General features: G+C 68.5%; 4 protein-coding genes and 1 pseudogene. 4 read left to right on the top strand and 1 reads right to left on the bottom strand.

Annotation, left to right across the window (positions count from 1 at the left end; genetic code table 11):
• Both ABZ896_RS52060 and ABZ896_RS52055 read left to right on the top strand, forming a co-directional pair.
• A partial coding sequence (locus tag ABZ896_RS52060) for an RDD family protein (protein WP_360946348.1) occupies positions 1–697 on the top strand: 697 nt, incomplete at its 5' end.
• Between the two features lie 89 nt (positions 698–786).
• The gene (locus tag ABZ896_RS52055) at positions 787–1419 is read left to right on the top strand and encodes an RDD family protein (RefSeq protein WP_360946345.1); all 633 of its coding nucleotides are present in this window, start codon (positions 787–789) and stop codon (positions 1417–1419) included.
• A gap of 69 nt (positions 1420–1488) precedes the next feature.
• Here ABZ896_RS52055 and ABZ896_RS52050 read toward each other — a convergent pair whose 3' ends face one another.
• Positions 1489–1746: a hypothetical protein gene (locus ABZ896_RS52050; RefSeq protein ID WP_360946342.1), complete on the bottom strand. Its 258-nt coding sequence runs from the start codon at positions 1744–1746 to the stop codon at positions 1489–1491.
• Positions 1747–2079: 333 nt separating this feature from the next.
• On the opposite strand from ABZ896_RS52050, the gene ABZ896_RS52045 reads away from it, so the two are divergent.
• Together ABZ896_RS52045 and ABZ896_RS52040 are read left to right on the top strand one after the other, a co-directional pair.
• Entirely contained in the window at positions 2080–4422 is a 2343-nt protein-coding gene (locus tag ABZ896_RS52045) for an immune inhibitor A domain-containing protein (protein WP_360946339.1), read from the top strand.
• A gap of 39 nt (positions 4423–4461) precedes the next feature.
• Positions 4462–4550 (top strand): annotated as a pseudogene (locus ABZ896_RS52040) (LLM class F420-dependent oxidoreductase); the annotation flags it as partial.

Genomic DNA, 4550 nt, shown 5'->3' with positions numbered 1-4550 from the left:
CGCCGCGGGCGGTGAGCATGATCACCGGGACCGGCCCGTGCCCGCGCATCCGGCGGCACACCTCCAGGCCGTCCATGCCGGGCAGCATCAGGTCGGTCAGCCCTCCTGGGCCCAGCAGGTGCACCGGCTCGCCGACCCCGGTGAGGGCGAGCAGCCCGCGCCCTGGAAGCCGCCCGTCGAGGACATCTTCCAGGCGGCCGCCCGGCGTCAGGCCGCCGCCAGGCCCGCCGGGCTCGGCAAGCGGCTCGCCGCCCGGCTCGTCGACACCCTCGTCGTCGGCGCCGTGACCGCCGTACCGGCCGTCCCCCTCGGCACCAAGGCCGTAGACCACCTCGCCGACAAGATCGACGCGGCGAAGCTCTCCGGCGAGACCGTGACGATCTGGCTGCTGGACGGCACCACGTCCGTCTACCTCGCCGTCGTGCTCGCCGTCCTCCTCGTCACCGGCGTCCTCTACGAGGCGCTGCCCACCGCCAAGTGGGGCCGCACCCTCGGCAAGAAGCTGCTCGGCCTGGAGGTCCGGGACATCGAGGGCCACGAGCCCCCGTCCTTCGGCGGAGCCCTGCGCCGCTGGCTCGTCTACAGCGTCCCCGGCGTCCTCGGCATCGGTGTCGTCGGCGTCCTGTGGTGCCTGTTCGACAAGCCCTGGCACCAGTGCTGGCACGACAAGGCCGCGCATACGTTCGTCGCCGGCTGACGCCGTACCGCAGACGGCGTAAGGGAATCGGTACTCCGGACGGCCGCTCGCCGGATGCGGAGCCGGGGGGTTCGCGGTCGACTCGGGCCATGAGCAGCGAACCGCCTCCGGGCTCCGGCCAGCAGCCGCCGGAAGACGACCCGTTCAGGAAGCAGCCCCCGCCCGCCGGGGGCTCGGGATCGCCGTACAACACACCGCCTCCGTCCTACGGCGGCCCTCCCACCGGCGGTGACCCGTACGGCGGCGGCTCCTACCCCTCCGACCCGCTCGCCGGCATGCCCCCGCTCGCCTCCAGCGGCCGGCGCACCCTCGCGCGGATCATCGACCTCATCCTGGTCGGCATCGTCGTATGGCTGATCACCTGGGGTTTCGGGGTGAGCGAGTACGACGTCGACAGCGACAAGGTGCAGTACGGCAAGCCGCTCGCGCAGTCACTGGTCGCGGCGCTGATCTACATCGCCTACGACACCGTGATGACCGCCCGGTCGGGGCAGACGCTCGGCAAGAAGTGGCTGGGGATGCGGGTGGCGAACCTCGACAACGGCTCCACGCCCTCCGTGCAGACCAACCTGGTGCGCGCGGCGGTGCTGTGGATTCCGTTCGCGTTCTGCTGCGCCTGCATCTGGACCGCGATCTCCGGCGGCTGGAGCTACTTCGACAAGCCCTACAAGCAGGGCCTGCACGACAAGGCGGCGAAGACGGTGGTCGTCAGCACGGGCTGACCCGACCACGGCACACCGAACCGCCCTCGCGTGATCCCACGTGAGGGCGGTTCGGCGTCGCGGCTGCGTTCAGGCGGCCTTGGAGCCCGTGGCCACGGCAGGCACTGGCTCCTCCGCCGTCTCCTCGGCGGGCTTGTTCACCGCGACCACGCGGGACTTGGGCTGGGGGACCGTCATGGCGACGAGCAGCCCTAGGGCGAGCCCGGCGACGGCGATGACCGCGATGGCGGTGGTCGAACTCGTCTGTGACAGCAGCAGCATGGCGAGCGTCGAGCAGATGACGGTGAAGGAACCGTAGGCGAGCTGTGCGGCAGTCGGACGAGGCATGGCAATCGTGTCCTCGGAATTGGGGGTCCACGGGGGGCGTCGGCCTGGCTTTCCGCCGACTTCCGGGCGTTCCGCCACTCGACTCTAATCGCCTGCATGCCCGAGTGGAACGAACGGTAAGCGTGACCTAACCAACAGTGCCGGAGCACAGGGGGCGCACGGAGTCATGCGGTCCCCTCCGTGGACGCGACCGCGCGCCCGTTCGGTTACAGGTATGTGTCCGTAATGCGAACGTCAACTTCCAATAATGGTTTGACCTGTTCAAGTCAAGGTCTGTCTTTTCTTCTGAACCAGGAGTCAAATTACGTCACTTGAATGCTAGGGGAGGATCAAGTGACAGGCAGATCATGGACGTTCAGAACGGCTGCCACGGTGGTCGCCCTCGCGGCGGCCTCGGCGACCTTCTCGACGTTCGCCGTGGCACAGGCCTCGGAGGACAAGTTCGCGGAGACCTCGGCGGCGGACAGCCACGACCCGCAGCCGGTCAGGGCCAAGGAGCACGACCTCGACGGCCCGCTGTCCAAGACGCAGGAGGCGCAGCGCCAGGAGGCGCTCGACCAGGTCATATCCGGCGCCGCCACGGTCCAGAACCGCGACGGCTCCAAGGTGGTCGCGCTCAAGAGCCACAAGGGCGACAGCAAGTACGTCGAACTCGGCCGTGAGAAGACCGACAAGATCTTCACGATCCTGGTCGAGTTCGGCGACCAGGTCGACCCGCGGTACGGCGGAACGGTAGGTCCGCTGCACAACGAGATAGCCCAGCCCGACCGCGCGGTCGACAACAGCACGGCCTGGCAGGCGGACTACAACCAGGCGCACTTCCAGGACCTGTACTTCGGTGACGGCAACGCCTCGGTCAAGTCCTACTACGAGAAGCAGTCCTCGGGCCGCTACTCGGTCGAGGGCGAGGTGACCGACTGGGTCAAGGTCCCCTACAACGAGGCCCGTTACGGCTCCAACGACGCCTCCACCGGCGCCTGGTACGCGGTGCAGGACGGCGTCAACGCCTGGGTCGCCGAGCGCGAGGCCGCCGGGGCCACCGCGGCCGAAATCGCCGCGGAGCTCGCCGAGTTCGACCAGTGGGACCGCTACGACTTCGACGGCGACGGCGACTTCAACGAGCCGGACGGCTACATCGACCACTTCCAGATCGTGCACGCGGGTGAGGACGAGTCCGCGGGCGGCGGCGCGCAGGGCGCGGACGCCATCTGGGCGCACCGCTGGTACGCGTTCGGCACCGACGCCGGCTCGACCGGCCCCTCGGGCAACAAGCTCGGCGGCACCCAGATCGGCGACAGCGGCATCTGGGTCGGCGACTACACCATCCAGCCGGAGAACGGCGGACTCGGCGTCTTCGCCCACGAGTACGGCCACGACCTCGGTCTGCCGGACGAGTACGACACCTCCGGCGGCGGCGAGAACTCCACCGGCTTCTGGACGTTGATGTCCTCCGGCTCCTGGCTCGGCACCGGCAAGGACTCCATCGGCGACCTGCCCGGCGACATGAACGCCTGGGACAAGCTCCAACTGGGCTGGCTGGACTACGACGTTGCCAAGGCCGGCAAGAAGTCCACGCACAAGCTGGGTGTCGCGGAGTACAACACCAAGAACCCGCAGGCGCTCGTGGTCGTGCTGCCCGACAAGACGGTCACCACCGAGGTGGTCGCCCCGGCGCAGGGCTCGACCCAGTGGTGGAGCGGCAGCGGCGACGACCTGCGCAACACCCTGACCCGCACGGTCGACCTGACCGGCAAGTCGTCGGCGTCCCTGACCCTCGACGGCTGGTGGGACATCGAGCAGGACTACGACTACCTCTACACCGAGGTCTCCACCGACGGCTCCAACTGGACGCCGATCGACGGGACGTTGGCGGACGGCAGCGCGATCCCGCGCGACGGCAGCGGCAAGCCCGCGCTCACCGGCACGGTGGACGCGTACCAGAAGCTGACGTTCCCGCTCGACGCCTACGCGGGCCAGAACATCCAGCTGCGCTTCCGTTACGCCACCGACGGCGGGGTGGCCCAGAAGGGCTTCGCGGCCGACGAGATCACGGTGACCGCGGACGGGGCGACCCTGTTCTCCGACAACGCCGAGACGGCGGACGCCGGTTGGACCGCGAACGGCTTCTCGCGCATCGGCGCCGCCATCACGGACGACTACGCGCAGTACTACATCGCCGAGAACCGCCAATACGTGTCGTACGACAAGGTGTTGAAGGTCGGCCCGTACAACTTCGGCTTCTCGACGACCCGTCCGGACTGGGTGGAGCACTACGCCTACCAGAACGGCCTGTTGATCTGGAAGTGGGACACCTCGCAGGCGGACGACAACACCAGCCAGCACCCGGGCCAGGGTCTGATCCTGCCCGTCGACTCGCACCCGACGCCGCTCAAGTGGTCGGACGGCACGCTGATGCGCAACCGCATCCAGGCCTACGACTCGACGTTCAGCTGGTACCCGACGGACTCCGTCACGCTCCACAAGGCGGACGTCGCGACGAGGATCAAGTCGAAGCCGGGCGTCCCGGTCTTCGACGACGGACGGTCGACGTACTACGACGCGACCAACCCGCTCGCCGGTGTCAAGATCACTGACACCGACACGCGGATCGCGATCACCGACGAGCCCCTGAACGGCTCGACGATCACGCTCAAGGTCGGACCTTCGGTCAAGTAAAAGTAAAACAGCAGGTCAGAAGCGTATCGGCGGCAACCCCTGGCCGCCCACACCTCCACGGTCCGCCTCGGCGCCCTGGTGACCGGAGTGACGTACCGCCACCCCGGACTGCTCGCCAAGATCGCCAC

Origin of the sequence: Streptomyces sp. NPDC047072 (assembly GCF_040643855.1) — a bacterium.
In the GTDB taxonomy this organism is placed as follows: domain Bacteria; phylum Actinomycetota; class Actinomycetes; order Streptomycetales; family Streptomycetaceae; genus Streptomyces.
This window is presented reverse-complemented; position numbering and strand designations above follow the sequence as displayed.

Excerpts from the sequence above, each read along its gene's own strand:
- ABZ896_RS52055 (WP_360946345.1), top strand. The coding sequence starts at position 787 with ATGAGCAGCGAACCGCCTCCGGGCTCCGGCCAGCAGCCGCCGGAAGAC.
- ABZ896_RS52050 (WP_360946342.1), bottom strand. The coding sequence starts at position 1,746 with ATGCCTCGTCCGACTGCCGCACAGCTCGCCTACGGTTCCTTCACCGTC.